General features: G+C 73.2%; 21 protein-coding genes. 8 read left to right on the top strand and 13 right to left on the bottom strand.

The genetic code is table 11. The annotated features are described in order from the left end of the window. The first annotated feature begins 100 nt into the window (after positions 1–100). From BXA10_RS08135 to BXA10_RS08150, 4 genes are all read left to right on the top strand, one after another. The gene (locus BXA10_RS08135) at positions 101–757 is read left to right on the top strand and encodes a TetR/AcrR family transcriptional regulator (protein ID WP_076469382.1); all 657 of its coding nucleotides are present in this window, start codon (positions 101–103) and stop codon (positions 755–757) included. A gap of 213 nt (positions 758–970) precedes the next feature. Continuing rightward, positions 971–2,389 (top strand): aldehyde dehydrogenase family protein, encoded by a 1,419-nt coding sequence (locus BXA10_RS08140; RefSeq protein ID WP_076469384.1) that lies wholly within the window; start codon positions 971–973, stop codon positions 2,387–2,389. Further along, entirely contained in the window at positions 2,386–3,459 is a 1,074-nt protein-coding gene (locus tag BXA10_RS08145; RefSeq protein ID WP_076469386.1) for an alcohol dehydrogenase catalytic domain-containing protein, read from the top strand. Before BXA10_RS08140 ends, BXA10_RS08145 begins: the two co-directional genes overlap by 4 nt. A 91-nt stretch (positions 3,460–3,550) precedes the next feature. Beyond that, positions 3,551–4,090: a GNAT family N-acetyltransferase gene (locus tag BXA10_RS08150; RefSeq protein ID WP_076469388.1), complete on the top strand. Its 540-nt coding sequence runs from the start codon at positions 3,551–3,553 to the stop codon at positions 4,088–4,090. A 22-nt stretch (positions 4,091–4,112) separates the two neighbouring features. On the opposite strand, the gene BXA10_RS32395 is transcribed toward BXA10_RS08150, so the two are convergent. The 8 genes from BXA10_RS32395 to BXA10_RS08190 form a co-directional block, all read right to left on the bottom strand. Then, positions 4,113–6,914 carry a helix-turn-helix transcriptional regulator gene (locus tag BXA10_RS32395; RefSeq protein WP_076469390.1) on the bottom strand — a complete coding sequence of 934 codons (2,802 nt, stop codon included), beginning with the start codon at positions 6,912–6,914 and terminating at the stop codon, positions 4,113–4,115. Between the two features lie 66 nt (positions 6,915–6,980). Then, positions 6,981–7,592 (bottom strand): TetR/AcrR family transcriptional regulator, encoded by a 612-nt coding sequence (locus BXA10_RS08160; protein WP_076469392.1) that lies wholly within the window; start codon positions 7,590–7,592, stop codon positions 6,981–6,983. A 521-nt stretch (positions 7,593–8,113) separates the two neighbouring features. Beyond that, positions 8,114–9,400, bottom strand: coding sequence for an ABC transporter substrate-binding protein (locus BXA10_RS08165; protein WP_076469394.1), 1,287 nt, complete (start codon positions 9,398–9,400; stop codon positions 8,114–8,116). Between the two features lie 79 nt (positions 9,401–9,479). Continuing rightward, entirely contained in the window at positions 9,480–10,595 is a 1,116-nt protein-coding gene (locus BXA10_RS08170; protein ID WP_076469396.1) for a branched-chain amino acid ABC transporter permease, read from the bottom strand. After that, positions 10,592–11,470 (bottom strand): branched-chain amino acid ABC transporter permease, encoded by an 879-nt coding sequence (locus tag BXA10_RS08175; protein WP_076469397.1) that lies wholly within the window; start codon positions 11,468–11,470, stop codon positions 10,592–10,594. The genes BXA10_RS08170 and BXA10_RS08175 overlap by 4 nt, the downstream gene beginning before the upstream one ends. An 18-nt stretch (positions 11,471–11,488) precedes the next feature. Continuing rightward, positions 11,489–12,214 carry an ABC transporter ATP-binding protein gene (locus tag BXA10_RS08180; protein ID WP_076469399.1) on the bottom strand — a complete coding sequence of 242 codons (726 nt, stop codon included), beginning with the start codon at positions 12,212–12,214 and terminating at the stop codon, positions 11,489–11,491. After that, a complete protein-coding gene (locus tag BXA10_RS08185; RefSeq protein WP_076469400.1) occupies positions 12,211–12,996 on the bottom strand; it encodes an ABC transporter ATP-binding protein in 786 nt (261 codons plus the stop codon). The genes BXA10_RS08180 and BXA10_RS08185 overlap by 4 nt, the downstream gene beginning before the upstream one ends. Before the next feature lie 311 nt (positions 12,997–13,307). Further along, complete coding sequence (locus BXA10_RS08190) at positions 13,308–14,150, bottom strand: alpha/beta hydrolase family protein (RefSeq protein WP_245828194.1); 843 nt, start codon at positions 14,148–14,150, stop codon at positions 13,308–13,310. 262 nt (positions 14,151–14,412) lie between these two features. Between BXA10_RS08190 and BXA10_RS08195 the strand changes: the two genes are divergently transcribed. Then, positions 14,413–15,591: a low temperature requirement protein A gene (locus BXA10_RS08195; RefSeq protein ID WP_076469404.1), complete on the top strand. Its 1,179-nt coding sequence runs from the start codon at positions 14,413–14,415 to the stop codon at positions 15,589–15,591. 54 nt (positions 15,592–15,645) lie between these two features. Here the strand turns inward: BXA10_RS08195 and BXA10_RS08200 are convergent, their stop codons facing one another. Further along, complete coding sequence (locus BXA10_RS08200) at positions 15,646–16,827, bottom strand: low temperature requirement protein A (protein WP_076469406.1); 1,182 nt, start codon at positions 16,825–16,827, stop codon at positions 15,646–15,648. 340 nt (positions 16,828–17,167) lie between these two features. Between BXA10_RS08200 and BXA10_RS08205 the strand changes: the two genes are divergently transcribed. Together BXA10_RS08205 and BXA10_RS08210 are read left to right on the top strand one after the other, a co-directional pair. Further along, entirely contained in the window at positions 17,168–17,641 is a 474-nt protein-coding gene (locus BXA10_RS08205) for a discoidin domain-containing protein (RefSeq protein ID WP_076469408.1), read from the top strand. Positions 17,642–17,705: 64 nt separating this feature from the next. Then, positions 17,706–19,751 carry a glycosyl hydrolase family 28-related protein gene (locus BXA10_RS08210; RefSeq protein WP_076469410.1) on the top strand — a complete coding sequence of 682 codons (2,046 nt, stop codon included), beginning with the start codon at positions 17,706–17,708 and terminating at the stop codon, positions 19,749–19,751. 25 nt (positions 19,752–19,776) lie between these two features. Here BXA10_RS08210 and BXA10_RS08215 read toward each other — a convergent pair whose 3' ends face one another. Then, positions 19,777–20,334, bottom strand: a complete 558-nt coding sequence (locus tag BXA10_RS08215) for an SDR family NAD(P)-dependent oxidoreductase (protein ID WP_245828169.1) — start codon at positions 20,332–20,334, stop codon at positions 19,777–19,779. A gap of 177 nt (positions 20,335–20,511) precedes the next feature. Beyond that, the gene (locus BXA10_RS08220) at positions 20,512–22,080 is read right to left on the bottom strand and encodes a Na+/H+ antiporter (protein WP_076469412.1); all 1,569 of its coding nucleotides are present in this window, start codon (positions 22,078–22,080) and stop codon (positions 20,512–20,514) included. Positions 22,081–22,552: 472 nt separating this feature from the next. Here BXA10_RS08220 and BXA10_RS08225 point away from each other — a divergent pair, with 472 nt between their 5' ends. Beyond that, a complete protein-coding gene (locus BXA10_RS08225) occupies positions 22,553–24,712 on the top strand; it encodes an amylo-alpha-1,6-glucosidase (RefSeq protein ID WP_076469414.1) in 2,160 nt (719 codons plus the stop codon). A 29-nt stretch (positions 24,713–24,741) separates the two neighbouring features. On the opposite strand, the gene BXA10_RS30760 is transcribed toward BXA10_RS08225, so the two are convergent. Together BXA10_RS30760 and shbA are read right to left on the bottom strand one after the other, a co-directional pair. Then, on the bottom strand, positions 24,742–25,782 hold the full coding sequence (locus BXA10_RS30760; protein ID WP_076469416.1) for an anti-sigma-D factor RsdA: 1,041 nt from the start codon (positions 25,780–25,782) through the stop codon (positions 24,742–24,744). After that, on the bottom strand, positions 25,779–26,351 hold the full coding sequence (gene shbA / locus BXA10_RS08235; protein WP_076469418.1) for an RNA polymerase sigma factor ShbA: 573 nt from the start codon (positions 26,349–26,351) through the stop codon (positions 25,779–25,781). The genes BXA10_RS30760 and shbA overlap by 4 nt, the downstream gene beginning before the upstream one ends. Between the last annotated feature and the right edge of the window lie 74 nt (positions 26,352–26,425).

Genomic DNA, 26,425 nt, shown 5'->3' on the forward strand with positions numbered 1-26,425 from the left:
CCCGGTTGTGGCAGAGTCTCCGGCGGACCGCCGGAGAGCCGGCGACCCGCACCCGGCCGGCGACCCACCCGGTGAACCGAGCGAAGGAGGAGGGCACGCGATGCCCCGGCCGCGGCAGGCGCTGCTCAGCCGGCAGCGGATCATCGAGGCCGCCGCCGCGCTGGTCGACGCCGAGGGATTGGAGGCCTTCTCCACCCGGCGGCTCGCCGCCGAACTCGGCGTACGCGGGCCGTCGCTCTACAACCACTTCGCCACCAAGGACGAGATCCTGGACGCGGTCGCGGACAGCGTCACGTCGCAGGTGGACGTGTCGTTCTTCGGGAAGGTCGACTGGCGGGAGGCGTTGCGCCGCTGGGGTCTGTCCTACCGGGCCGCGCTGGCCGCGCACCCGAACATCGTCCCGTACCTGGCCCGCGGGCCGGGACGCCGCCCGGCCGCGCTCGCCATGGCCGACGCGGTGTACGGCGGGCTCGTCGACGCCGGCTGGCCGCCGGCCCGGGCCACCCACATCGGCGCGCTGATGCGGTACTTCGTGGCGGGCTCGGCGCTGGGCTCGTTCGCCCGTGGCTTCGTCGAGGATCCGGGCCTGTACGCCGAGCAGTACCCGCACCTCACCCAGGCGCACCGGCTCCCCGAGCACCAGCAGCAGGTGGACGAGGGCGCGTTCGCGCTCGGCCTGGATGCGCTCATCGACGGCCTGTCGCATACGTACGAGCGGCAGGTCGGTCCGCTACCGCCCGCCGCCGGCGCGTACTAGGGTCCAAACTTGCACCGCTAGTGCGGTGTCCAGGAACGTTGGCGGTGTCGCGGCGAGGTCCAGGCGGCGGTCCGGCAAGGCGGAGTCGGGCCTGGATACCGGTGTTGTATCCAGGCCCGACTCCAACGCCGCCGGTCGTCGTCTGGGCCCGGCACGGCCCGGTGAACGTTTCTGGACACCGCACTAGTTTTGGCGACGCACGTGAGGGGCGCGATGGAACTCGCACGGACCGACTTCTATCTCGATGGCCGTTGGGTCACCTCCCCCGACGGGGAGACCCTTCCGGTGCACAACCCCGCCACCGAGGAGGTCATCGCGACCGTGCCGGCCGGCAGGGCCGCCGACGTGGACCGGGCCGTGGCCGCCGCCCGGGCCGCCTTCGACAGATGGGCCGCGACTCCGCCGGCGCAGCGCGCGGCGCACCTGGACCGGCTGCACGCCGTGCTCTCCGCCAAGGCCGACGAGATCGCCCGCACCGTGGCGCTGGAGCTGGGCACGCCGCTGAAGGTGGCCTCCCGGATCCAGGCCGGCCTGCCCCTCACCGTGCTGCACAGCTACGTCGAGCTGGCCGCCCACTTCCCGGCCGACGAGACGGTAGGCAACTCGACGGTGGTCCGGGAGCCGGTCGGCGTGGTCGGCGCGATCACCCCGTGGAACTACCCGCTGCACCAGGTGATGGCGAAGCTCGCCCCGGCGCTCGCGGCCGGCTGCACGGTCGTGCTCAAGCCGTCCGAGCTGACCCCGCTCGTGACGTACCTGCTCTTCGACGCGATCCACGAGGCCGGCCTACCGCCGGGCGTGGTCAACCTCGTCACCGGCACCGGCCGGCTGGTCGGTGAGGCCATCGCCGCGCACCCGGACGTGGACATGGTCTCCTTCACCGGCTCCACCGCCACCGGCCGCCGGATCTCGCACCTCGCCGCGGACCGGATCGCGCGGGTGGCACTCGAACTCGGCGGCAAGTCGGCGAACGTGATCCTCGACGACGCCGACCTGGTGGCCGCCGTGAAGGTCGGCGTGGGCAACGCGTTCCTCAACTCCGGGCAGACCTGCACCGCCTGGACCCGGATGCTCGTGCACCGGTCCCGCTACGACGAAGCGGTGGAGCTGGCCGGCAAGGCCGCCGCCGCCTACCGCATCGGCGACCCGTTCGATCCGGCCACCCGGTTGGGCCCACTCGTCTCGGCGACGCAGCGGGAGCGGGTGCTCGGCCACGTCACCCGCGGTCTCGCCGACGGCGGCCGACTCGTCGCCGGCGGCCCGGACGCGGTGGTGCCCGAACGCGGTTGGTTCGTGGCGCCCACCGTCATCGCCGACGTCGACCCGGACAGCGCGCTGGCCCAGGAGGAGGTCTTCGGTCCGGTCCTCGCGGTCATCCCGGTCGACGACGAGGACCACGCCGTGGCGGTGGCGAACAACTCCCGCTACGGCCTGGCCGGCGCGGTCTGGTCCACCGACGAGGAACGGGCCTTCCGGGTGGCCCGGCGGATGCGGACCGGCGCGGTGGATGTCAACGGCGCGCCGTTCAACCCGCTCGCCCCGTTCGGCGGCTACAAACAGTCCGGCCTCGGCCGGGAGCTGGGCCGCCACGGGTTGGCCGAGTTCCTGCAGACGAAGGCGATCCAGCGATGAGGGCGCTCGTCGTACGGGGCGTCGGCGAGCCGCCCCGGGTCGAGGAGGTCGAGCTGCCCGCCCCGGCACCCGGCGAGGTACGTGTGACCGTCCGGGCGGCCGGGGTCTGCCACTCGGACCTGTCCATGGTGAACGGCACGGTGGCCGCGCCGTACCCGCTCGCTCTCGGTCACGAGGCGGCCGGGGTGGTGACCGAGGTCGGCGCGGGGGTCACCCGGGTGGCGTCCGGCGAGCACGTGGTGCTCAACTGGGCGCCGCCGTGCCGGCGGTGCTGGTACTGCGGGCGTGACGAACCCTGGCTCTGCGAGCAGGGTGGGGTGCCCGCGGTGCCCCGGGGCCGCACGGCGGCCGGAGAGCCGCTGCACGTCACGCTCGGCCTCGGCGCGCTCGCCGAGGAGGTGGTGGTGCCCGAGGCCGCGGTGATCCCGGTCCCCGCCGAGCTGCCGTTCGAGGCGGCCGCACTGCTCGGTTGCGCCGTGCTCACCGGGGTCGGAGCGGTCCGCCGTACCGCCGGGGTGGCACGCGGGGAATCGGTCGTCGTGGTCGGTCTCGGCGGGGTGGGGCTGTCGGTCGTCGGCGCCGCCCGGGCCGCCGGAGCCGACCCGGTGCTCGCCGTCGACGTGTCGTCGACCAAGGCGAAGCTCGCGCTCGCCGCCGGGGCGACCGAGTTCCTGCTCTCCGACGACACGCTGAGCCGGGCGGTACGCGAACGCACCGGCCGGCGGGGCGTCGACCACGCTTTCGAGTGCGTCGGGCGGGGCGACACCATCCGTGCCGCGTGGCGGGCCACCCGCCGGGGCGGCACCGTGACGGTGGTGGGCATGGGCGCGAAGGACGACGTGGTGCCGCTCAGCGCGCTGGAGATCTTCCATTCGGCCCGCACGCTGCGCTCGTCCGTCTACGGTTCGTCCGATCCGGACCGGGACGTGCCCGCGCTGGCCCGGTCGGTGCTCGACGGCACCCTGGACCTCGCTCCGCTGATCACCGACCGGACCGACCTGGACGGTGCCGCTGCCGCCTTCGACCGGATGGCCCGGGGCGAGGGTGCCCGCACGGTGGTCGTCCCCTGAGTCCGGCCCCTAGAACCCGTAGCTGCCGTTGAGGAACGGGCCGGTGCATTGACTCTTGATCGCTACCGAGTCTGCTGATTCACTGGCCGCCGTGACCGACCTCGGACCCGTCGCCTGGCCGCCTGAACCCATCCGGACCGAGCGGCTCGTGCTCCGTGAGTCCGAGGCCCGGGACCGTCCGGCGTTCATCGAGCTGCTGGCGTCGCCGGAAGTGAACACCTACCTCGGCGGCCCCCGGCCCCGTCAGGAGCTTGAACGCGAGATGCCCGGGACGCCCGAGCGGTGGCCCGGGAGCTTCGTCGTCGATCTCGACGGGGCGATGATCGGTCAGATCCTGCTCAGGAGAGCGACGGAACACCGTCGCCCGGCCGCCGTGGGGAAGGCCGATTTCGGTTACCTGTTCCTGCCGCGAGCGTGGGGATTCGGGTACGCAGCCGAGGCGTGCGCGGCGGCACTCGACTGGTTCGACGGCGTCCTTCCCGGCGAGCCGGTGGTGCTCACCACCCAAACCGCGAACGTCGGCTCGATGCGCCTCGCGGCGAAGCTGGGGTTCACCGAGGTAGAGCGGTTCCGTGCCTGGGACGCCGAGCAGTGGCTCGGCCTGCGGTCCCCGGTCACGCCGTCTGCCTGAACCCGCGCCCGGCGGCGCTGCTCTATGGGAGTGCCCGGGCCAGCTCGGTACGCGAACGGATGCCGAGCCGGTGGAAGATGTTGCGCAGGTGATGGTCGACCGTCCGGGTGGAGAGGAACAGCCGGGCGGCGATCTCCCGGTTGGTGGCGCCCTCGGCGACCAGTTGTGCGATCCGCAGTTGCTGACCGGTCAGCAACCGCGCCGCGGCCGGGTCCGGCACGCCGACGGACTCGCCGGCCGCGCGTAGTTCGGCGGTGGCCTGATCGGCCCAGGGCCCCGCGCCGAGCATCGTGAACGTCTGCCACGCGTCGTGCAGGTGCGTACGCGCGTCGCGGGGCCGCCGGGCCCGGCGCAGCTCCTGGCCGAGGAGCAGTTCGGTGCGGGCCCGCTCGAATGCGCCGGCGTCCACCGGGTGCAGCCGCAGCGCGGCACGGAACCGCTCCTCCGCCTCGGCGCTGCCGCGCGGGGCGAGCAGCGCGTGGCAGCGGGCCGACAGCGCACGGCGGGACGGGCTGGCCGTGCTGCTGGCCCACCTGTCGAAGAGCGCGAGGGCGGCGGTCGCGGTCGGCCGGTGCGCCAGCTGAGCGGCCTCCACCAGGTAGGGGGTGGCCATCACCTGAACGAGGACCTGACCGCGGCCGGTGCCGGGCCGGGCCAGCGCGGCGAGTCGGGAGGCGGCCGCAGCGGGCCGGCCGTCGATCAGGTCGAGCACCGCGATCGCCCACTGTGCCAGCGCCCACGGCCGGCTGTGCGGGGCCGGCCCGTCGCCGATCTCGCGCAGCCGGCGCAGGCAGCTCTCCCGGTCGGCGCGTACGGCGGCGAGCACCGCCAGCATTCCCCGGTGGACCGCTGCCGCGTTGACCTGGCCCGTGGCGCGTGCGGTCCGCAGTCCCTCCCGGGAGCTTTCCGCCGCCGCCTCGTGCCGGCCCAGCCAGTACTCGGCGATCGCTCGCAGCTCCAGGGCGCGTGGCAGCGCGGAGAGTTCGTTCTGTTCGCGGGCCAGCTCGACGGCGCGCTCGGCGAGGCGGTGCGCCGCGCCGTCCACCGCCACCAGCAGGCCCGCGGACGCCGCCCAGCACAGGGCGGCAGGGGTACGTGCCGACCCGGTGAGCCGGCCGCCGAGCACGACGACGCGGCGCAGCGCGGGTCCGGCCTGCTCCAGGTCGCCACGGAGCGTGGCGGCCACCCCGGCTAGGTAGGTGCTGGTCAGCTCGACCTCGGGTGGTTCGTCGGGCCGAGCGAGATCGCGGCCTCGCCGGGCGAGATCGGCGTACCGGTACTGCTCGCCGGAGAAGCAGAGCGCCTCACCCGCCCGGGCGAGCGCCACCAGCGCCAGCGACCGCTCGGTGCGGGCGAGCCGGTCCGCCGCGGCCAGCAGTGCGCGCACGGCGGCGGGCGTCCGGCCGCAGCGCAGCTCGACCTCGCCGCGCAGCAGGTCGGCCCGGCCGGTGACAGTGGGTGGGACCGGGCCCGCCGCAAGCCCGGCTCCGAGCGGCTCGGCCGGAGCGGTACCGGCCGGCGCGACCGGGTCGGCCGGGAGGCCGCTCAGCAGCAGCCGCGCCCGCCGGGTATCGCCGGCGGCCCAGGCGTACCGTGCCGCGTGCACCCGCCGCTCGGCGACACGGGCGGGGTCCTCGCCGAGTTCGGCGGCCCGCTCCAGCGCCACAGACGCCCGAGCGCCACCGACGGTCAGCGCCGCCGCCTCCAGCTCCCCGGCGAGCGCCGGGTCGGGGCCCGCCGCGGCGGCCGCGAGGTGCAGCGCCCGGTCCAGCCGATGCGCCGGGTCGTCGAGCACACCGGCGAGGCGCAGGTGCGCCGCCCGGCGTTCGGCGATCGGCGCCACGGCCGCGATCACCGCCCGGGCGACCGGGTGAGGGAACGTGACGCGGTGTGCCTCCACCCGGACCAGTCCGGCCCGCTCGGCCGGGGCGAGCACGGCGATCGAGGCGCCACCGACCCGGGCCGCGCGGACCAGTGCGTCCGGCGCGCCGTCCTCGTCGAGCGCGGCGAGCAGCAGCATCCGACGGGTGTCGTGCGGCAGCTGGTCCAGCCGGGCTCGGTAGGCGCGGCCCAGCGCGCCGTCGGCCGGTGGGGCAGCCGGCGGTGGCTCCTCGCCCCGGCAGTGCGCCGTGGTGAGTACCCCGGCCAGGTCGACCAGGGCCTGCGGGTTGCCTCGGGAGGCCGCGGCGAGCGCCGCGGTCACCGGCGCGACAGGCGGCTCGGGCAGCCGGTCGGCGAGGAGAGCGGCGCTGTCTCGCTCGTCGAGGGGGCGCAGCCGATAGGTCGGCAGCCCGGCGGGGGGCGTGGACGTCGCGGTGAGCACGACGGCGACCGGCATCCGCCGCAGCCGCCGGGCGACGAAGGCGAGGATCTCGGCGGTCGCCCGGTCACCGCGGTCGACGTCGTCCATCGTGCAGAGCAGTGGGCGATCTCGCGCGGCGACGGCGAGCAGCCGCAGCGCGGCCAGACCGAGCGCGAGCTGACGCTCGGGCGGGCAACCGGCGCCGGACAGCACCCGCCGCAGCAGGCGCGACTGTGCGGTGGGCAGCTCGCCGGCCCGGTCGAGCACCGGGTCGAGGAGGCGTTGCAACCCGGCGTACGGCAGCGTCGCCTCCTCGGCGAGGCCGGCGGAGGCGAGGACGGCGCACGCCGCGGCGTGGTGGTGGGCGTAGTCGACGAGGGCGCTACGCCCGGAGCCCGGCTCGCCCTGAAACACGACGGCCGCCCCGCCGCCGGTCAGTCCGTCGAGCAGCCGCCGGATCGCCCGGCGTTCCTCGTCCCGGCCACGCAGCACAGTTATTTGCACTGCTGATGCAGCAACCATGCATCGAGTGTCACCTATCGATAGGCACTTGGAAAGGGGCGGGCGACCCGACGGGCGCCATCGGTGTCAACCCTCGACGACCTGCGCCAGCAGCGCCCGCACCGTGCGGGTCATGACCGCCCGCGCCTGGTCCACGCCGAGCCCCAGACCGTCGCGCAGCATGGACCAGGCCGGCCACATGCTCGCCGCCACGATCGCGTCGACCAGCTGCCCGCGCCCCCGGCCGACCTTCGCCAGCTCGGTCGCGAAGAGCTGCTCGACCTCGTCGCGTACGCGCTCGATGTGCTTGAGCCGGTTGCGGTGCAGCTGCTCGGAGACCGGCTCGCGCATCTGGGCGGCCCGGGCCGACGGCGCGATGAGCTGGAGCAGCCGGGCCCGCTGCCGGCAGTACGCGTCGACCCGCTTGGCCAGGGGCAGCGCCGGCGAGATCGCCCGGTACGCGGCATCCTGCCGACGGAGCACCTCGGCGCCGCTGGCCTCGAAGAGCGTCTCCATGTCCTTGAAGTTGGTCCAGAGCGTACGCAGCGAGATGCCGGCGCGCTCGGCGATCCGCTCACCGGTCGGCCGCAGGTCGCCTTCGGAGATGAGGTCGAGGTGCGCCTCGACGATGGCCGCACGGGTGCGCTCGGAGCGCAGCGTCCGCCCGTCGACGCGGCCCGGAGCCGCCGCCCCGCTCATCCGCTCACGCCCTCTCACCACCGTCGCGGCCCATCCGACGGCGAGTCTAGACAGACGGTGATCAGCGCCGCCGCCATGGGCCGCGACGGCGGCGCGACGCGGTGCGGGACGAGCACCGGCCACCGCGGCGGCGCTCCGCGACGCCAGGCGCCCCGGAGTGCGACGGGCTCGCCCGCCACCGGCCGGCCCGAGGTCGCGGCGGCGAGCGCCGCTCTCGCCGGCCCCGGGCGAGCCGACGGGGCCGCTCGCGGGGCATTCACTTGCGCCGTCGCCTGACCATCGACGGAAGGCTCCGCCCGCAGAGTCGATCAGAATATGCAGTCACAGTGCAGATACTAGGAGCACTGTCGCGCCCTGGTCAACGACCCGACCGGCCCAGTGGCACCCCGGGAGGCGGGAGCGGTGGGCGGCAGGTGGAAGCGGCGAGGGTGAAGGTCCCGCCCCGACCTCAGGGCAGGGTCGAGCCCGGCCACGGCGGAGGGTCGTGCCGTGACCGGGCTCGGCGGCCATCGGTGCCGGGGTCAGGAGCCGGTCGGCACCCCGTTCGCCGGAGGCTGGACGGGCGTCGCGCTGTACTCGTTCACCGGCCCGTCCGCCTCGTCGGTCTCGTACGCCGGGCCGAAGTAGCTCTGCACTCCCCCGCTGACCCGGGTCAGCCGCTCCCCGCCGTAGCCGGAGTGGTCGCTCGCCGAGAAGCGCAACGGGACCAGGCCCGGGCCCTGGAAGCCGCCCTTGCCCACCGCCTCGAGCAGGCTCTCCCGGGTGAGGTCCTTGCCGGCGGCGAGCAACGCCTGCACGAAGAGGTAGCCGACGGACATGCCGTAGACGACGTTGCCGTCGAACTCCGCGTTCCCGTTGTGCTCCTTGTTGATTCGGGTGAAGAGCTGGATCCACGGGTTGGCGGCGTCGTTCTGCATCGGCAGGTAGTTGCCGCCGATCATTCCCTCGAGCAGCGGTGCGGCCTCGCCGAGCTGCTTGGCCAGGGTCGGGTGGTCCCCGCCGACGTTGGAGACCACCCACTGCGGCTTGAAGCCGAGGCGGGCCGCGGTGCCGATGGACAACGCCGTGAAGCCGGGCACGGTGGCGAGGACGACCACCTGGCAACCGGCGGCCTTGAACGCGCCGATCTGCGGTGCCACGTTCGTGTTGCTGGTGACGTACGTCTGCTTGACCGCCACCGAGTCGGCGCCGAGGATCTTCTCCACCCCGGCGAGGCTGTCCCGGCCGAAGTCGTCGTCCTGGCCGAGGAAGCAGACCTTGCGTCCCGGCATGGTGGTCTTCACGTGCTGGGCCAGGATCTTGCCCTCCACCGTGTAGTCCGGGTTGAAGCCGAACGTGCCGGGATACTTGTCCGGCTGGTCCCAGCTACGGCTGCCGGAGGCGACGAAGAGGTCGGGCACCCGGTTGGTCTTGAGGAAGTCGAGCACGCCGGTGTGCGTGGGCGTGCCGAGCCCGTTGAGGATCGCGAAGACCTTGTCCTGGAGGACCAGCTGGCGCACCACCTGCTGGGTGTTCGCCGGGTTGTACCCGTCATCCATGATCTTGTAATTGATCTTGCGACCGTGCACTCCGCCGTTGGCGTTGACGTAGTCGAAGTACGCCTTCGTCGCCGGAGCGATCTTCGAGTACCCGGCAGCGGCCGGGCCGGTGAGCGGCATGTGGGTGCCGACCAGGATCTCGGTGTCGGTGACACCGGGCACGTTCCCGCGGCTGGACCCGGAACCGCCGTCGCCGCCGCAGGCGGCCGTGGCGATGAGCAGAGCGATGGTGCTGGCGATCGCGAGACCGCGTCGCGCCGTACGGTGCATGGGGAACACCGACCTTTCCTCGGTGGGGGTTTCGTGGTGGGGTGGGGCGCCCGGCCCGGGGGCAGGCCGGACCGGTGGCTCAGGACCGGCCGACCCGCCAGCGGGCGAGCAGCGCACGGCCGAACCGGGACAGCAGTCCCTGCACGCCGCCCGGCGCGGCGAGCATGACCACGACCAGGGTGATACCGAAGATCGCCAGCGGGAGGTTGCCCTCCAGCCGCTGCGCCGCCGCGGCCGGGAGCGTGAGCTGCTCGGTCACCGAGTGGCTGAGGTCCGGCAGGGCGACGAGCATCACCGCACCCCACACCGCGCCGGTGAGGCGCCCCAGGCCACCGATCACCACGGCCATGAGCAGGAAAAGCGACAGGGTCAGCCCGAAGGCCCCCGGGGACACGCTCTGCGCGAGCACCGCGAGCAGCGCACCGCCGAGCCCGGCGGTCGCGGCGCTGACCACGAAGGCGAGCACCTGGGTGCGGGCGACGTGGATCCCGGCGAGGCGGGCGGCCACCTCGTCGTCCCGCACCGCCCGGAACGTACGGCCGTACCGGCTACGCACCAGGTTCGCCAGCAACAGCAACGCGAGCAGGGTGGCCGCGCCCGCGATCCAGAGCTGCCACCGCTCGTAGGGGAAGTACACGCCGAGCGCCAGCGGCGGCGGTTCGACGGGCACCGACAGACCCTGCTCGCCGTTGAAGACGCCGTCGAACGTGACGGTCAGCGCCGGCACCACGACCGCGACGGCGAGGGTGACGCCGGCCAGGTACGGGCCGCGCAACCGGGCCGCGGCCACCCCCACCACGGCACCGACCGCGACCGTGGCGACGACCGCCGCGGCCAACGAGACGAGCAGCAGCAGACCGCCGGTGACACCGCGGTCGTAGAACGCGTTCTGGCACAACGCGACGGTGTACGCGCCGGTGGCCATCAGCGCCCCGTGCCCGAGCGAGAGCTGGCCGTTGAGCCCGGTGAGCACGGTGAGCCCGGCGGTGGCGCAGAGATACGCCGCCACGGTGGCGAGCTGGAAGTTGCGGAACGGCTCGACGGCGTAGCTCACCCCGACCAGCAGCAGCCCGGCCACCGCCACGACGGCGAGATGACGCAGCAGGGTGCTGCCCCGCCGGCGCGGGCCACCCGGCCCGCCGGCCACACCGGTCGTACGCTCCCGCGGCGGCGTCGCCGCCGACGTGGCGCTCACACCCGCCTCGCCGCGACCGGGGCGAACAGACCACCGGGACGGACCAGCAGCACCGCCAGCAGCAGCACCAGCACCGCCAGCGGGGTGAGGTCGCTACCGGCGTAGCCGCTCACATAGGAGAGCAGCAGGCCGACGACGAGACCACCCACCACCGCCCCTGGTGGACTGTCCAGCCCGCCGACCACCGCCGCGGTGAACGCCGAGACGAAGACCAGGTCCATCGCGTGCGGATGCAGGCCGAGCTCGGTCGGGATGACCAGCATGGCCGCCAGCGCGCCGACCCCGGACGCGAGCGCCCAGCCGAGGGTGAGCATGCCGCCGACGTTCACCCCGAGCAGGCGGGACACCTCCGGAGCGAACGCCGCGGCCCGCATCCGCAGGCCGACCGCGGTCCGGGCGAAGATCCAGGCGAGCGCACAGACCACCACCGCGACCGCGCCGAAGACGAACAGGTCGTACGGGGAGAGCACGGCCAGCCCGCCCACGGTGAACGCGCCCCGCGAGAAGGGCGCCTCGGCGGGCCGGAACTCGCTGCCGTAGATCATCCCGAGGACAGCCTGGATCAGCAGCACCAGCCCCAGCGCGACGATCACCGGGTTCAGTGGCGAGGTGTGGTCGACGTACCGCATCACGGCCCGGTCGACGATCGCGCCGAGCAGCAGCCCGGTCGCGAGTGCGACCACGAAGCCCAGCCAGTACGAGCCGGTGGCCGAGGCGACGCTGTAGGCGACGTACGCGGCGGCGACTGCCATCGCACCCTGGGCGAAGTTGACGACCCGTGCGGCCCGCCAGATCAGCACCAGCGCGAGCGCGAACGCGGCGTAGACCGCTCCCCGGGACAGGCCGTCCAGGGTGAGGAAGACGAAGCGGTCCAAAGTTGTCCCTCCCGGTGGTCAGAAACCGAGGTAGGCGTGACGGAGGTCGACGTCGTCGCGCAGGGCGGTGGCCGGTGCGGTGGTGACCACCCGCCCCAGCGACATCACCACGCCCTGGTCGGCCACGGAGAGCGCGCTGCGGACGTTCTGCTCGACCAGCAACACGGTGAGCCCGGTGCCGTCGCGCAGCTGCCGCAGCAGAGCCATGGTGCGGGCCACCACCCGCGGCGCGAGGCCGAGTGACGGCTCGTCGAGCAGCAGCAGGCGGGGCCGACCGACGAGTGCCCGGCCGAGCGCGAGCATCTGCCGCTCGCCCCCGGACAGCTGGTGGCCGAGGTGGCGCCGGCGCCGGGCCAGCGGCTCGAAGAGCTGATAGACCTCGTCGAGCGCACGGGCGGCGTCGGCCCGGTCGCGCCGCCACAGCCCGCCGAGGCGCAGATTCTCGTCGACGCTGAGCTCGCCGATCACGCCGCGCCCCTCCGGCACGTGCGCCATGCCGCGGTGCACCAGCCGCTCGACCGGGACGCCCCGCAGGTCCTCCCCGGCGAGTTCGATCCGGCCGGCCTGCGGGCGCAGCACGCCGGAGATCGTGCGGAGCAGGGTGGTCTTGCCGGCGCCGTTGGCACCGACCACGGCCGCGATGGTGCCGGCGGGAACGGTGAGGTCGACGGCGTGCAGCACCGGCGCGGCACCGTAGCCCGCCACGAGATCACGCACCACCAGCAGGTCGCCGCGTTCACTCATGCCGCCGCCTCGTCGACGGCGGCGCCGAGGTAGGCGTCGGTGACCGCGGGATCGTCGCGGACCTCGTCCGGGGTGCCGGCGGCGATCACCCGACCGAAGTCGAGCACCACCAGCTCGTCGCAGACCGACATCACCAGGTCCATGTGGTGCTCGACCAGCAGCACCGCGCACGGGTCCGGGTCACGGTGCGGCAACTGCCGGATCAGCTCAGCCAGCTCGGCGATGTCCTCCGCGCCGAGGCCACCTGCGGGCTCGTCGAGCAGGAGCAGCCGGGGCCGGGCGGCGAGCGCCCGGGCCAGGGCGACCCGCTGGCGTACGGCGAAGGGCAGCGTGCCGGGCGCGGCGTCGGCATGTGCCGCGATGCCCAGCTGGTCGAGAACGTCGAGTGCGTCCCGGCGAAGTCGGGCCTCGTCGCGGTCGCTGCGGGGCAGCCCGAGCAGCGCCGGGAGGAAGCCGGCCCGGGCGGTGTGCGAGGCGCCGGTCATCACGTTCTCCAGGACGGTCAACCCGGCGAAGAGCCCGGTGCCCTGCAACGTCCGGGCGACGCCGAGCCGGGTCAGCCGGTGCGGACGTGGCCGTAACGGCCGGCCGTCCAGTGCGATCGATCCCGACTCCGGGGCGACGAAGCCGCAGATCACGTTGAACAGCGTGGTCTTGCCGGCGCCGTTGGGGCCGATGACCCCGACCACCCGGCCGGGCGGCACCCGCAGCGAGACGTCGTCGAGGGCGGTGAGGCCGCCGAAGCGCACCCCGATGTGGTGCAGTGCGAGCCCCTCCTCCATCACCCATCCCCCGGGTCGCGGCAGGCGTTATTTACACTCGCAGTGTACTTTTCTCGGTTACCGCGTCAATACTTTCGATGTTTCGATCCAATCGCCCGACCGGCCGGCGCGCCAGCGGCCGGACGGACCGACACGACGAACCGTCCGACCAGACACCCGCGCATCGACGCCGCCCTCCGCGATCGCCCTGATGATCAGGGAGTTGCTGCCGCGACGCGCCCGGCCGCAACAACCTCGTGATCGACGCGCTGTGGCGGCGGACCTGCGGAGAGGGCGGGGCGGCCGTTACGACGGCCACCCCGCCCTGGTCGTCAGGCGCTGGGGCAGGTGTTGCGGTACTCCTCGATCGCCGACCCGCTCGGGCCGGGGCAGAGGAACTGCTCGTAGCGGGTGTCGTTGTCGACGAACCGCTTCAGCCAGGCCACCGCCTGCCGGGCGGTCGGCGTGTTCACCGTCTGCGGGAAGAAGTGGCTCGCGCCGTTGAGCTCCAGGTACGCCTTCTCCGCGGACGCCGGAATGCTGTTGTAGAACGGGATCGAGTGGGTGGCGACCGGGGCGACGGAATCGTTCTCGCCGCCGATGATCAGCGTGGGCACCTGGAGCGTGTTCCAGGTCTTGTCCAGGTTCCACGGGGCGAGTGGCACGGCCGCCTGCAGCGACGGCCGGGACGCCGCCGCCTCCAGGCTGCCGCCGCCGCCCATCGAGTGACCGGCCACGGCCAGCCGGGTGCCGTCGATCCGCGTCCGCACCGAGCTCCGCTCGACGAGGTAGTCGAGCGCGGCGAGCAACTGTCGGCCCCGACTGTCGGGCTGGTCGAGCCGGCTGTTGGTCTCGATGCCGATCACCACGAAGCCGTGCGAGGCGATCCGCGGGCCGAGCCAGCTGATGCTGGACCAGGCGGCGGTGTAGCCGGGCGAGATGGCGATCGCACCGAAGGTGCCCTGGCTGGTGTCGGTCGGGTAGTAGATGACGCCACCGCCGAAGCCGGTGACGCTCAGCGAGGAGACGTTCTGTGAGGCGGTGGTGAAGGGGCCGCGGCTGGCTTCCAGCAACGCGACGGTCGGGGCGGGACCCCGCTCGTAGGGGTTGTCGGCGGCCTGGGCCGGGCCGGACGACGCGGCCAGCGCGCCGCCCGCGACCAGGACGGCGGCCATCGCGGTCCGGCCGATGCGGGACAGGACGGAACGGGGACGGGTGGTGGTGGATACGGGCACGTCGGGCTCCCTAGCGGTGGGGGAAATATCGACGTGCATAAGTTTCGAGCGCGCCCACCCGTCGCCGCATCGGCGAAATCACCAGTCCCGCACGGGTGACGGGCCCGCCGCCGCGGGTCCGCCGTCCGAAGGAGGTGGATACGGTGTCGGTGGCTCTTACCGGTCGCGGCGTACACGGCGCGCGTCAGAGGAGGCAGGCGCGGTGACGTCCAGTCCGCTCCCCCGCATCCTGCGCCGGCGCGGCGAGCCCGGTTATCCGACGTTCCTGGAGCTCTTCTTCGACGTCACCTACATCTTCATGCTCTCCCGGATCGCCGCCGGGTTCGCCGATGACCTCACGGTGCGGGGCCTGGCCGAGGCGACCATCCTGCTGCTGGCGGCATGGTGGGTCTGGGTCCTGACGGCGTGGCTCACCGACCTGTTCAATCCACGGCTGCCGATCATCCAGGCGACCGTGCTGCTGGTCATGTTCGGGACCCTGGTGATGGCCATAGCGGTCCCCCAGGCCTTCGGTGACTACGGGTGGCTCCTCGTCGCGGCGTACTTCGGCATCCACGTGGTCCGCGACGCCGTGCTCATCCCGGGCACCCGGGCGAACCGCTCGATCCAGGCGCGCAGCGTCCGGGTCTTCTTCTGGTTCCTCGTCACCGCCGCGCCCTGGGCGGCCGGAGCGTTCGTCGCTGGATGGTCACGGCTGGCACTCTGGGGGTTCGCGGTGCTGGTCGACCTCGGCTCGGCCCGGATCGGCTGGCCGACTCCGCGGCTCGGGCGCACCGAGCTGTCCAGTCAGATCTTCACCGGCTCGCACCTGTCGGAGCGGTACCGGCAGATCTTCCTCATCGCGCTCGGCGAGCTCATCCTCACCGTCGGCGTGGGGCTCAGCGCGAACGACCTCGGGCCCGCCGCGTACGCGGCCTGCGCCGTCGCGTTCACCACCGGGATCCTGGTCCTCCAGCTCTACTACCAACGGGTGCGGCAGCTCCTCGCCCCGTCCGGCCTCACGACGGTGGAGCGGGTGCGGCCGGGCACCTCCACGTCGTACACCCATCTGGTGATGGTGGGCGGGGTGCTACTGACCTCGACGGGCCTCTCGCTGGTGATCGCCGAGCCGCTCGGCTCCACGCCGGCCGCGTGGACGGCCGTCGTCCTCGGCGGGCCGGCGCTCTTCCTGGTCGGCAGCTGCCTCTTCGACGCGGTGCTGACCGGCCGCCTGCTCTGGTCCCGGGCCCTGGGCGTGGTGGCGCTCGGCGCGCTCGCGCCGGCCCTGGCCCTGCTCCCACCGCTGGGCGTCCTCGTGGTGGCGAACCTGGTCCTGCTGCTCATCCTGGTCGGAGAGTCGGTGGCTCCCCACTCACGGCTGGTCGGCGTCCCGACCGGTTGAGCCGCCGCGCCGGCGCGACGTGTCCACCGGCGCGGCGACGACGGGGAGGGACGCTCAGCCGAGCGCCGGCGGCGCCGCCGTGCGCGGGTGCAGCCGGGTGGCTACCAGGTTCGCCGCGGCGATCAGGGCGAGGACGACCACGGCGAGCAGCGCGACGATGACCGGCGGCAACACCGACGAGGCCGGTGCCGCGCCGGCCAGCAGCACCAGCCCTACCACCCGGGAGCGGGAGACCCGCCCGAACACGGTGTAGTCGAGCAGCCCACGGCCGATCAGGAACAACGCCGGGCTGCCGAGCAGGACGGCGGCCCACGACGGTGGCGTGTCGCCGAGCGGCCGCACCACGACGAGGTCACTGGCCACCGCCACGCCGACGATGCCGGCCACCATCGCCAGGTGGCAGACCGCGGCGGCGCGGGTGAGCAGCGCCGGGTCCGACGACCGGGCGATCGCCTCGGTCAGCAGTTCACCCGCACGGTAGATGTAGATCCGCCACATCAGCACCACGATGGTGAACACCACCGCGAGGGCGAAGCCGCGGTTCAACGTGTACTCGTGCTGGCTGAAGGTCGTCCCGGTGGTGAGGATGGACACGCCGAGCGCGACGACCACGAACTGCCGGTACCGCTCGGGCACCCGCTCCCCGCCCAACTGCCATTCCATCGCTTGCGAGCGGCCGAGCTTGGGTACCGGCCAACCGAACACGGCGGCGGTGTACTCGACGGCCGTCGCCAGTGCCCAGAGGCCCAGCCGCGCCGGCCCCTCAAGCAGGGCCCCGGCGACCCAGCCGACTGCCGCGATGGCCTCCCAGAAGGCGATCCTGGCGGTGCGTCGTGGCCCGGCCGGGTCCCGAGAAAGGAATTGGTAGTAGGAGATCGAGCCCGCGTGGATGAGCAAGTAGGTGGCCGCGAAGAGCAGGCCGCGATCTCCGAACGCGTCGGGTGCGGCGGCGGCCATCAGTAGGCTCGCCGCCGCCACGCCGATGATGTGCGCTTCAACCGACGGACGATCCAGGCCCGAGGTACCACCCACCCACGTCGTCAGTGCCCAGATCAGGGCGAACGCGAAGAGGAGCACCAGCGTCCGGGCGACGCCCGTCCAGCTCAGGTCGCCGGCCAGGGTCTTCGTCAGGGAGACCAGCGCGAAGACGTAGACCAGGTCGAGGAAGAGTTCCACGAAGAGCGGGCGACCGGAATCGTCGGCCGATCCGGCGTCGCTCTCCGCCACCGTCGTCATCGCGCGTCACCCGGCCCCACCGCACCGACCCTGCATCCGACAGTACGGGACGGGGAAGGCTGCTCGCCCCGATCATCTATTTCTTACAGTTTGGTAGCCGTGATCTTTCATTCAGAAGTCGAACTATTGCGATGCAATGACGGCGGCTGGCATGATGGCCGTCAATTCCCCTGACCGGCGAAGGAGCCATACCCATGGCGCTCACCCGTCGCACCCTGATCGGCTCCGCGGCGGCGGGATCCGCGCTCGCCGCCCTTCCCGACCTGGCCTCACCCGCCCCGGCCGCCGCGGCCAGCCCACCTGGCGACGTGGTCGGCAAGATCACCGTCGGCTACCAGGGATGGTTCAGCTACCCGGGTGGCGCCCGACCCCGCCGGTCCCGGGAGGCGGCCAGCCGCCGGGCGGCAACCTGGCCGCCGGGCGACCGACCGCGCAGAGCAGCCAGACCCAGTCGTACGGGAGCGCGAACGTGGTCGACGGTGACCCGGACAGCTACTGGGAGAGCGCCAACAACGCCTTCGCCCAGTGGGTGCGGGTCGACCTCGGGGCGGCCACCACTGTCGGCCGGGTCGTGCTCCGGCTGCCTCCGGCGGCGACCTGGTCGGCCCGGACCCTCTCGGTGCAGGGCAGCACCGACGGCGACAGCTGGAGCGACATCGTCGCCTCCGCCGGCCGATGCTTCGACCCGGCCAGCGGAAACCAGGTGACCTTGAGCTCCCCCGCCACCGCGACCCGGTACGTGCGCGTCCACGTCACGGGCAACACCGGCGGGCCCGCCGGCCAGCTCTCCCAGCTGGAGGTCTACGCCGCCTGACGCCCGGCCGTCCGAGGCGACGACACGCGTCGCGCCACCCACCACGGAAGAGATGAGTCCGTCCATGAACCGGAGCACCCGCGCGGGCCTGCCGCGCACCCGACACCGGCAGCGGCGGGCGGCCGTCGCGGCCGTGACCGCGCTCGCCACGGCACTCGGCATCCTGCCCGCCGCGCCGGCCGGCGCCGCCCGGGACGCCGGCCGCCGCGCCGGCCCGGTGGTCACCCGGGCCGCGCTCGATCCGCAACTGGTCGCCGGCCGGGGCGCGCGGGTCTCCTTCCTCGAGCAGGAGGCGGAGAACGCGACCACCAACGGCGAGGTGATCGGGCCCGACCGGGACGCGTACACGCTACCCTCGGAGGCGTCCGGGCGGCGGGCGGTCCGGCTGACCCCCGGCCAGCACGTCGAGTTCACCCTGCCCGCCGCGGCCAACGCGATCACGGTCCGCTACAGCATCCCCGACGCGCCCACCGGCGGCGGCATCACCGCGCCGCTGGACGTCGCGGCCAACGGCAAGCGGGTCCGCACCATGACGCTGACCTCGCAGTACGCGTGGCTCTACAACCAGTACCCGTTCACCAACGACCCGAACGCGAACCTGCTGCACCCCGACTGGTGGATCACCGAGTGCTCCTGCGTACCGGCGGAGACCACCCCGTACCCGACGATCCAGAAGCCGTTCCGGCCGAGCCACTTCTACGACGAGCAGCGGTTGCTGCTCGGTCGCACGTACCGGGCCGGTGACCGGATCCGGCTCACCGCGCCGGCCGGCAGCAACGCTGCGTGGACGGTCATCGACCTGCTCGACTCGGAGTTGGTCGGTCCACCGAAGGTGCGCCCGCTCGCCGCGAACGTGTTGGCCTTCGGCGCCGACCCGACCGGCCGACGCGACGCCGCCCCCGCGATCGAACGCGCCATCGCCTTCGCCCGGCGCACCGGGCTGCCCGTCTACCTCCCACCGGGCACCTACCAGGTCAACCGGCACATCATCGTCGACGACGTGACCATCCAGGGCGCCGGCAACTGGTACACGATCATCAAGGGCCGCGAGGTGGCGCTGCCCACCCCGGCGCCGGACGGGTCGGTGCACACCGGCGTCGGCTTCTACGGCAGGGACGCGGCCGACGGCGGCAGCCGCAACGTGCACCTCGCCGACTTCGCCATCGAGGGCGACGTGCGGGAGCGGATCGACACCGACCAGGTGAACGGCATCGGCGGGGCGATGAGCGACTCGACCATCGACGGGCTGCACCTGCGCCACACCAAGGTGGGCCTGTGGTTCGACGGGCCGATGCGCAACGTACGCGTCACCGACAACATCATCGTCGACCAGATCGCCGACGCGCTGAACTTCCACACCGGCGTGACCGACTCGCTCGTCGCGAACAACTTCGTCCGGAACACCGGCGACGACGGCCTGGCGATGTGGTCGGAGCAGACGGCGAACGCGCGCAACACCTTCGCCCGCAACACCGTGCAGTCGCCGGTGCTCGCCAACGGCATCGCCGTCTACGGCGGCGGCGACAACACCGTCTCCGGCAACCTGATCGCCGACCCGGTGCGGGAGGGCAGCGCCATCCACGTCGGGTCCCGCTTCGCCGCGGAGCCCTTCACCGGGCACCTACGGATCACCGGCAACACGACTGTCCGGGCCGGCACCTGGGAACTGAACTGGAAGATCGGGCTCGGCGCGATCTGGTTCTACGCCCTGGACCGCAGCATCGACGCCCGCATCGAGGTGACCGGCGACGCGTACCTCGACAGCACCTACAACGCGATCATGCTGGTCAGTGAGTGGGCGGTGAAGGACCTCTACTCGATCAACGGCGTGCGCTTCCGGGACATCCGGGTCGACGGCACCGGCACGTCGGTGGTCAGTGCCCGTACCGCCGGCTCGGCGTCCTTCCAGAACGTGGACGCGCGGCACGTCGGGGCAGTGGGCGTGAACAACTGCGGCTCGTTCCACTTCACCCCGGCCGGTTCGGAGTTCGGCCTCACCGACCTCGGCGGCAACGACGGTGGCTGGCTGGCCGACTGGCAACTGCCGAACACCATCACCTGCGACGACCGCCCGCCCGTGATCCCGCCACCCCCACCAGCCCCCTGGTAACCCAGCGCATCCCCACCCCCCGGGGTCAGCTCGTGAAGTGGGCGCTGTCGCCGGCGGTGGCGGCGAACGTGGCGCCGCTGACCATCCGCGCGTCGTCCGAGGCGAAAAACACCACCAGCGGCGCGACGTCCTCCGGCGCGAGCCACGGAACGCCGAGCGGCGTACGCCCGCGCAACGCCTCCACCGCGGCCTGTTCGTCCCGGGTCACATCGCCGGACGGGGTACGCCCGGCCTCGGCGAGCGCCTGCGCGTACCGATCCTGATGCCGGGTCAGTGCCGTGTCGACCAGCCCCGGGATCACGGCGTCGACCGTGATGCCGTACGCGCCGAGCTCCAGCGCGGCCGACTTCATCAGGCCGATGATGCCCCACTTCGACGCCGAGTACGCCGCGCCGAACTTGGTGCCGTGCCGGCCCTGCGTGGAGGAGGTGACGAGGGTCCGGCCGGCGACCGCCCGCACCTGCCGGACGTCCCGCTGGTCGGCGGTCACGGCGAGCCGACGCCGTCCGTACGCCCCCACCTGCCGGCCTGTCTCGTCGAGGTCGGCGCTGGTGGCCGGCGGATAGTCCAGGATCGGACTCACCGGCCCGGCGATGTCCACACCTGCGACGTCGGCGCCGGCCCGGGCCAGCGCGACCGCGGGGCCCGCCCGATGCCGCGCGCCGCTCCGGTGACCACGGCGACGCGGCCGTGCAGCGGCGTTTCCGCTACCTCGTGCACCCTGCGCCCCTCTCCGCGGATCGCAGGCCCCCGGGGACCGCTACTCCGGCGCCTCCGGCCCGAGCAGCCGGACCTCCTCGATGTCCAGGGCGGCCTGGAGTTCTCGCAGCACGACGTCGTCGATCTCGTTGGCGTCGCGCATCCGGGTGATCTCCCGGCGTTTGTGCTCGATCAGGCCCAGCCGCAGCTGGCGCTCCCGCTCGCTGGCCCGTGGCGGACCCTCCTCGCGTTCGGCGCTGCTGAGGTCCTCGAGGAGTGCCTCGTAGTCGGTGCGGACCCGGTCCCGCACGTCGTCGTCCGCGCCGACCTGCTCGGCGATCTGCGGCAGCGCCGACAGCCCCGCCTGTCCGGCCCGTACGCGGGCCTGCCGCACCTCTTCGACGCGCCGCGGATCGCCCATCAGGCGCGCCCAACGCACGATCAGCGGCAGGGTGGTGCCCTGCACCAGCATGATCGCGACGATCGCCGTGGCCGTGCAGAAGATGATCAGATCTCGTTCCGAGACCTGATGCCCGTGCGTACTCAGTGGTACTGCCAGCGCCGCCGCGAGCGAGACCGCGCCCCGGTATCCGGTCCAGGCGGCGACGACGCGGATCCGGATGCCGGCGGGCTGCCGCTTCGCCCGAGGGTTGACCACCCGGATCGGGTACGACGACAGGAGAAGCCACGCGGCCCGGGTGAGTACCACCACCAGCGTCACGACCGTCGCGATGACCACGGCGCGCCCGAAGGAAACACTTGTGACACTGCGGATCGCGCGGGGGATCTGCATCCCGAGCAGCACGAAGAGCGCGCCGTTGATCAGGAAGGTCGAGAGATCCCAGAACGCGAACGCCACCAGTCGGGAGCGGGCCCGGATGACCCGTGGACCGGCGTAGGAGAGCACGAGTCCGGCCACCACCACCGCCAGCACACCGCTCGCGTGTATCTGTTCCGCCAGCGTGAACGCGGCGAACGGGGTCAGCACGCTGAGCGCCCCCTCGCGCATCGGGTCGTCGATGTGTCGCCGCACCAGCACGACCAGACCGCTGACCACCAGTCCGGCGGCGATGCCGCCGGCGAACGAGAGGCTGAACTCGCCGGCCAGTTTCAGCGCCCCCGGCACGGTGCCGCCGGCGAGCAGGCCGACCGTGACGGAGAAGAGCACCAGGGCCGTGCCGTCGTTGATCAGACTCTCCGCGCGCAGCGTGGTGAGCACCCGGCGCGGCATCCGCTTGGCCAGGCCGGACACCGCGGCGGCGTCCGTCGGGGCCAGCACGGCGCCGAGCACCCACGCCGCACCCGGGTGGACGCCGAGCGCCTGCGCGGCGAGCGACACGGTGACCGCCGTGAGCCCCACCAGCACCACCGCGAGCAGACCGATGACGAGCAGGTTGTTCCGGATCTCGCGGAGACTGGTCGTCAGGGCCTCGCGGTAGAGGATCGCCGGCAGGAAGAGCAGCAGCACCACCTCGGGATCGAGCACCACGTGCGACAGCGGTGGGATCAGGGCCAGCAGCGCGCCCATGCCGATGAGCAGGACCGGCGGCGCGACCCGGTAGCGGCCGCCGAGGGTGGTGCCGACGATCACCGTGACGGCCAGCACCACGAGCAGCAACAGCCCCTCCACCTAGCACCCCCCGCCGTCGCCGCGGTGACCGTTCCGACACCACTGTCGCCGCTGCGGTGGGGTCAGGGAGGCGGAACGGGCGCAGCACGCACCGGATCACCGGCGCGTGGGCGGAGGCGACGCGGAGCCACCATCGGCGTGGGTCCGGCCTGCGGGGCGGGTTCAGGTCGGCGGGCCGGGGCTGGCGGCGGTCAGCAGATCCAGCCGTCCTGGACCCAGCCGCGCCGGTCGATGTACCCGTAGGCGAAGCCGTACACGTAGCCGCCGCTGCGCGGTCCCTCGACGAGGAACGTCTGACCCTTGGTACAGGGTGCCCTCCCCGGAGCGGCAGGGACCCGCCGACGCCACCAAATGCATCAAGCTTCTTCTATGAATGTCGCCACGCGATGTTGGTCGATGCCACCACGCCGATCGCGCGAGCGGACATAGGGTCGCGGTAAGGGCAGGCCCGGAAGCGCCGGCTGGGGGGCACGTGACGGCTGCGGAACGACGACGCACACCGGCACAGCCGTGGCCGGACCTGGCCCCCGACGATCGGGTGACCAGCGGCGCCGGCCGCGACCTGCCGCCGGAGCTGGGACCGGACGCCGTGAGCGTGCTGGAGGGACGCACGTTCATGTTCTCCAACGCCTCCGGTGACGTGCCGAAGGGCACCATCGGCGGGCTGGTGCACGACGACACGCGCTTCCTCGACCGGTGGGAACTCACGCTCGACGGCGCGCCGCTGATGGTGCTGGGCGCCGGCACCGTCGACCCGTTCTCCGCCGCGTTCTTCCTCGCCAACACCGATCTGCCGCACCTGCCGCCGAACCGGGTGGGCGTCCGCCGGCAGCGGTTCGTCGGCGACGGCATGTACGAGCGCATCGAGCTGCGGTACTTCGGCCCGGAACCGGTCGAGCTGCGGCTACGGCTCGCCGTGGGTACCGACTTCGCCGACCTGTTCGAGATCAAGGAATCCGGCCGGGACCGTTCCGCGCAGATCGTCCGCAGCCACGAGCGGGACGGCTCCGCGCTCTGCTTCGCCTACCGCAACGGCACCTACTTCGCGATGGTGCGGGTCGAGGCCGATCCGGCGGCGACCGAGATCGACGGAGACGCACTCGTCTGGCACCTGCGACTGAATCGCGGCGAGGCCTGGCGGTGCGAGCTGCGGGTACCCCTGCACTGCGGCGAGGAGCGGTTCCAGCCGGTCGCCCGCAGCTTCGGCGACGTCTTCGAGCGGGACGCCGAGGACCCGTCGGCAAGTTGGCTCGCGTCCGTACCGCGGCTCGACTCCGGCTCGGACCGGCTGGTCGCGGTGTACCGCAAGTCCGCCGCCGACCTGGCCTCGATGCGCCTGGAGAAGCGTATCCGGGGCGAACCGGTGGTACTGCACGCCGCGGGGCTGCCCTGGTTCATGACCGTGTTCGGCCGGGACACGCTGATCACCGGGTACCAGACGATCGCCCTCGGCAACGCGATGGCGCGGGGCACGCTGCTGGTGCTCGCCAGCCACCAGGCCCAGGAGCACGACGACTTCACCGACCGGGAACCCGGGAAGATCTTCCATGAATTCCGCACCGGGGAGCTGACACAGCTGGGGCTGAAGCCTTACCAGCCCTACTACGGCGGCGCCGACACCACCGCGCTCTGGCTCATCGTGCTCTCCGAGTACTGGCGGTGGACCCGCGACGACACGCTGGTGCACGAGCTGTGGCCGAACGCCCGGGCGGCCCTGCGGTGGATCGACGAACACGGGGACCTGCACGGCTCCGGCTACGTCGGCTACGCGACCCGGTCCAGGGAGGGCCTGGGCAACCAGTGCTGGCGGGACTCGCCCGACGGGGTGCAGTTCGCCGACGGGACCATCCCGGTGCTGCCGATCGCCACCTGCGAGACGCAGGGCTACACGTACGACGCGAAGATCCGCACGGCGGAACTCGCCGACGGGCCGATGCGGGATCCGACGCTCGCGCAGCGGCTGCGCGCCGAGGCAGCGGCCCTGCAGGACCGGTTCAACCGCGACTTCTGGATACCGGAGCGCGGCGGCTACTACGCGATCGGCCTGGACGGCGACGGGCGGCCGATCGACTCGATGACGTCCAACATGGGCCATCTGCTCTGGAGCGGCATCGTGCCGCCGGAGCGGGCGCGGCTGGTGGCCGCCCAGCTGATGTCCGACGAGATGTTCTCCGGCTGGGGCGTGCGTACCCTCTCCACCGCCGACAGCGGCTACAACCCGATCGGCTACCACGTCGGCACCGTCTGGCCGCACGACAACTCGATAGTGGCGGCCGGCCTCGCCCGCTACGGCCAGCACGAGGCGGCCGATCGCATCATCGGGGCCATGATGGAGGCGTCCGCCTACTCCGAGCATCGGCTGCCCGAGGCTTTCTCCGGCTACGACCGCCGGTTCGGCCGGCGGCCGGTCCCCTACCCCACCGCGTGCAACCCGCAGGCCTGGGCCAGCGGAGCGCCGCTGCTGTTCCTACGTACGCTGCTCGGGCTCGACGCGGTCGACGGCCGGCTGGTCCTGGATCCGCACCTGCCGGAGTCCCTCGGTCCGGTCCGGCTGCTCGGCGTTCAGGCGTTCGGCCGCAGCTGGGACCTGCACGCCGAGGGCACCCACGGCGAGGTCCGCCCCGCCGCTTGACCCGGGCGCGCGGCCGGTGCGGGTGTGCCTCAGCGAGGTGTACGGGTGGTCCTGCTCGTCGCCGTGGGCGGTTCTTCGGGCTTCCCGGCCGTCGGTCGCGGTGGCGCCGGATCGGCCGGGCGGGGCGTCCGACCCGTGGTGGTCGAGGGATGATCCGTGGACACTGGTTCCCGGGGCGCCGGATCCGCCGGGCGTGGTGTTCGGTCGGCAGGAGCGGGCAGGTTCGGTGCTTCGGGTCCCAAGGTCGCCAGGCCCGTCTCGGCGGTGGCGGACGCGGGACTGCTCGGCTGGGCTTCCTGATCCGACGGCTCGTCCGACTCGGTGCTCTGCGGGACAGGCGCGACCGTCTCTGCCGGCGTGGGGGCCGGCAGTTGGCGTCCCAGGCCCTCGATCTCGTCGCGCAGCCGTGCGGCGGCCGCGTCGTCATCGACCCGGCCCAGCAGTTCGGCGGCCCGCTCCAGTTGACTGCGGGCCGCGTCGTGCCGGCCCTCGGCGAGGTCGCGCCTTGCCCGGTCGAGCGCCTGGCCGATCTCCCAACGGGTCTGCATCGACTCGGCCCGGTCGGCATGGACGAGCCGGGTTACCGGCCAGAGCGTCCCGCCGGGTTCGGCATGTGCGGCGCCCAGCCAGAGCCCGCAGGGAACACCGACCAGGGCCAGCGCGACGGCGGCGAACCCTCTGCGTCGCCGGCGGCCGGTTGCCGAGGGGCCGCCGCCCGCGGCCGGGCGACGCCGTGACCCGATCATCCGGGCCGGCGGGCGGCGAACCGTCACCTGGCCGCCGCTCGTGGTGGCGGTGAGGTGCGGGTTCGAGTCCGGGAGTGCGGTACCGGCGCGCGGTGTCGTCTCATCCGGCGGGCTGACGGCCGTGGGCCCGGCTGCGGCCGACACGGCTTCCATCTGCCGCGCCCGCGCCTCCACACCCGACTGCCAGCTGCCCAGCAGCCCGGGAAGTGGGTCGTCCACCGGGTGGTCAGCCGGAGGTGGCCCGCCCCGGCTCAGAGCATCGAGGAGCCGGTCGTCACGCAGAACCGGGTCCTCCGGCTGCGGCGGCGGCAGATGACCGGTCACCGGAGGACCTCGCTGAGGGTGTCGCCGGCGACGGCACGTAGCCGGGTCAGGGCGCGGTGCTGGGCCAGCCGGACGGCGCCTCCGGTCATGCCCAGCACCGTACCGACCTCGTCGGCGCTCAGGCCCACCGCCAGTCGCAGCACCAGGATCTCCCGGTGGGTCGCCGGGAGCTGGGCCAGCAGCCCGACGAGTCGGGTGCCCAGGTCGGCGTTGAGGGCGCGGTGTTCGGGGCCGGGGGCGGGGTCGGGAATGTCCGGCACCTCCGCGACGCTCTCCGCCCGGTCCCGCCCGGCAGCGCGGCACGCGTCGGCGACCTTGCGGGCGGCGATGCCGTAGACGAAGGCGAGGAAGGGCCGGCCCTGGTCGATGAAGCGCGGCAGCGCGCGCAGGACGGCGAGGCAGACCTCCTGCGCGACGTCCTCGGCCGTGGCGCCGCCGGCGCCCACGTGGCCGAGCCGGGCAAGGCTGTAGCGCACCGCGATCGGCCGGATCAGTGCCAGCAGCCGGGCGACCGCCGCCGAATCGCCCGCCGCAGCCTGCCGTACGACGTCGGGATCCGGTGTCTCCATGCGCTCGCGGGCCCTTCTTCCGGCTGGCTCGAACGGTAGTCGCCCACCGGCGCGGCACCAAGACGCCTCCGGTG

Source organism: Micromonospora avicenniae, from assembly GCF_900156065.1.
GTDB lineage: Bacteria > Actinomycetota > Actinomycetes > Mycobacteriales > Micromonosporaceae > Micromonospora > Micromonospora avicenniae.

What these genes read in the sequence shown, in the direction of transcription:
- BXA10_RS08135 (WP_076469382.1), top strand. Translation starts at nt 101, where the DNA reads ATGCCCCGGCCGCGGCAGGCGCTGCTCAGCCGGCAGCGGATCATCGAG.
- BXA10_RS08140 (WP_076469384.1), top strand. Translation starts at nt 971, where the DNA reads ATGGAACTCGCACGGACCGACTTCTATCTCGATGGCCGTTGGGTCACC.
- BXA10_RS08145 (WP_076469386.1), top strand. Translation starts at nt 2,386, where the DNA reads ATGAGGGCGCTCGTCGTACGGGGCGTCGGCGAGCCGCCCCGGGTCGAG.
- BXA10_RS32395 (WP_076469390.1), bottom strand. Translation starts at nt 6,914, where the DNA reads ATGGTTGCTGCATCAGCAGTGCAAATAACTGTGCTGCGTGGCCGGGAC.
- BXA10_RS08160 (WP_076469392.1), bottom strand. Translation starts at nt 7,592, where the DNA reads ATGAGCGGGGCGGCGGCTCCGGGCCGCGTCGACGGGCGGACGCTGCGC.
- BXA10_RS08165 (WP_076469394.1), bottom strand. Translation starts at nt 9,400, where the DNA reads ATGCACCGTACGGCGCGACGCGGTCTCGCGATCGCCAGCACCATCGCT.
- BXA10_RS08180 (WP_076469399.1), bottom strand. Translation starts at nt 12,214, where the DNA reads ATGAGTGAACGCGGCGACCTGCTGGTGGTGCGTGATCTCGTGGCGGGC.
- BXA10_RS08185 (WP_076469400.1), bottom strand. Translation starts at nt 12,996, where the DNA reads ATGGAGGAGGGGCTCGCACTGCACCACATCGGGGTGCGCTTCGGCGGC.
- BXA10_RS08190 (WP_245828194.1), bottom strand. Translation starts at nt 14,150, where the DNA reads ATGGCCGCCGTCCTGGTCGCGGGCGGCGCGCTGGCCGCGTCGTCCGGC.
- BXA10_RS08200 (WP_076469406.1), bottom strand. Translation starts at nt 16,827, where the DNA reads ATGACGACGGTGGCGGAGAGCGACGCCGGATCGGCCGACGATTCCGGT.
- BXA10_RS08205 (WP_076469408.1), top strand. Translation starts at nt 17,168, where the DNA reads ATGGTTCAGCTACCCGGGTGGCGCCCGACCCCGCCGGTCCCGGGAGGC.
- BXA10_RS08210 (WP_076469410.1), top strand. Translation starts at nt 17,706, where the DNA reads ATGAACCGGAGCACCCGCGCGGGCCTGCCGCGCACCCGACACCGGCAG.
- shbA (WP_076469418.1), bottom strand. Translation starts at nt 26,351, where the DNA reads ATGGAGACACCGGATCCCGACGTCGTACGGCAGGCTGCGGCGGGCGAT.